Source organism: Klebsiella sp. HMSC16A12, from assembly GCF_001808265.1.
Taxonomy (GTDB): domain Bacteria; phylum Pseudomonadota; class Gammaproteobacteria; order Enterobacterales; family Enterobacteriaceae; genus Klebsiella; species Klebsiella pneumoniae.
Genome location: NZ_KV792552.1, coordinates 1 through 1,535, shown reverse-complemented (window position 1 = coordinate 1,535; position 1,535 = coordinate 1). Strand labels below are relative to the sequence as shown.

1 protein-coding gene and 1 pseudogene are annotated in these 1,535 nt (G+C 47.2%); one reads left to right on the top strand and one right to left on the bottom strand.

Annotated features, from left to right (window positions below):
* Positions 1-18: 18 nt before the first annotated feature.
* Positions 19-1,353, bottom strand: a complete 1,335-nt coding sequence (locus HMPREF3140_RS06355; RefSeq protein WP_305955208.1) for a tyrosine-type recombinase/integrase — start codon at positions 1,351-1,353, stop codon at positions 19-21.
* 67 nt (positions 1,354-1,420) lie between these two features.
* Here HMPREF3140_RS06355 and HMPREF3140_RS28200 point away from each other — a divergent pair.
* Positions 1,421-1,535, top strand: a pseudogene (locus HMPREF3140_RS28200) (IS110 family transposase); the annotation flags it as partial.

Sequence of the window (1,535 nt, the reverse complement as noted above, 5' to 3'; positions counted from 1 at the left end):
AGCAAAAGTTCGATTTATTCAACAAAGCCCCTTAGCATCTGAACGGATCAACGAATTCAGGTAGTCTACCCATCTCGTCAGTGCATCAAGTTTTGCCGCCAGATATTGGCTACGATTGTAAATTCCCATAACCCCTGGTAGCGTATGCCCCAAGAGCTGTTCGACAACATGGGGATCAACCCCCATGTCATTTAGATTGGTTGCTAGAACTCGACGAAGGTCATGCAGGCACCATGATTTTTCATGCCTGAACTTACGCCAGAAACGGCTACCAACCGTGCTCATAACTGTCTGTTTTGCAAATTCACCATTAAGTAGGCGCTCGGTGCCCTCCTCCTCTGCAATTGCACGAAGGTTTACAAGCCATTGACGGATTTGCGGGGGGATTGGGCGAATAATTTCGCGTCCATTCTTACTGTGTTCTTTGGGCACCGTCCAAATCCACTCTTTAAAGTCCCATTCATTCCAGAGCGACTCCCGCAATTCACGACCACGGCAACCGAATACCATCATTATGACAAGTGTCACCCTGTTAACTGGTGATAATTTGGAATTGTTTTCCTCAGTATTCGCCCAATACCAAACGTCCCTCACTTCATCAGCTGTGAGTACACGATCCCTTTTTTGAGCCCTTTCCCCCATATCCATAACGGTAAAATCTTCCAGTTCGTTGGAGATAGCATAACGGCGTACCCGACAAAACTTGAGTGCCTGTTTTACGTCTCGGAATGTATGGCCAGCAGCTACCGGAGCTGTTTTTCTCACTTCATCAAAACACTTTACCCACATTGCAGCATTACACAGGGTTAGAGGTACATCCCCCAGGCGACCATAAATGTATCGGGCAAACCGTTGTTCACAGACCTCCCAAGTTCTGCGCTTAGGCTTGGCGTAATACTCTAACCAATAATCAAGCGCATCTTTTACGGTGACTGGCCTTTCCGATACATCAGTGATTAAGCCGATACGGTGACGTGGGTCGATACCTTCAGCGAGCCAAGCCCTGCATTCATCACGTTTATCTCGTGCCATTTTCAATGACATATCCGGATACTTGCCCAGAGTCAGCCATATTGGGGAAGTATCCCTACCGCCCAAACGGTAGAACATGACAAAGCTCACAGCCCCATTCTTGCTAACTCGCGCCGACATTCCGCGACCGTCTGAAATCAACCGCTGCTTAGTCTGCGATTTACCCTGTAGCGCTTTTAGTTGCCTATCACTCAGTTTATTTTCTGCAGCCATCTTCTCACTCTCTGCACACACAAAAGCAATACACACTGCAATACACAGTGGCCCGTAACGGAGAAAACGGATGCGATCATGCTCGAACATCAAAATCAAAAAAACCATAACTCTCATTAAGTTAACGAACAATCACGAACACTACCGTTCCTCTGAAACCTCTATGTTGTATGCTCATGATCCACGTCTGATGGCTTCTAAATTTGTATCTCCTTACCGCATGGCCGGAAATCAGGCAAAAATGATGCAGCTGATGCACAGGCTATCTGTGAAGCAGTTCGTCGCCCGCA

What these genes read in the sequence shown, in the direction of transcription:
- HMPREF3140_RS06355 (WP_305955208.1), bottom strand. Translation starts at nt 1,353, where the DNA reads ATGGTTTTTTTGATTTTGATGTTCGAGCATGATCGCATCCGTTTTCTC.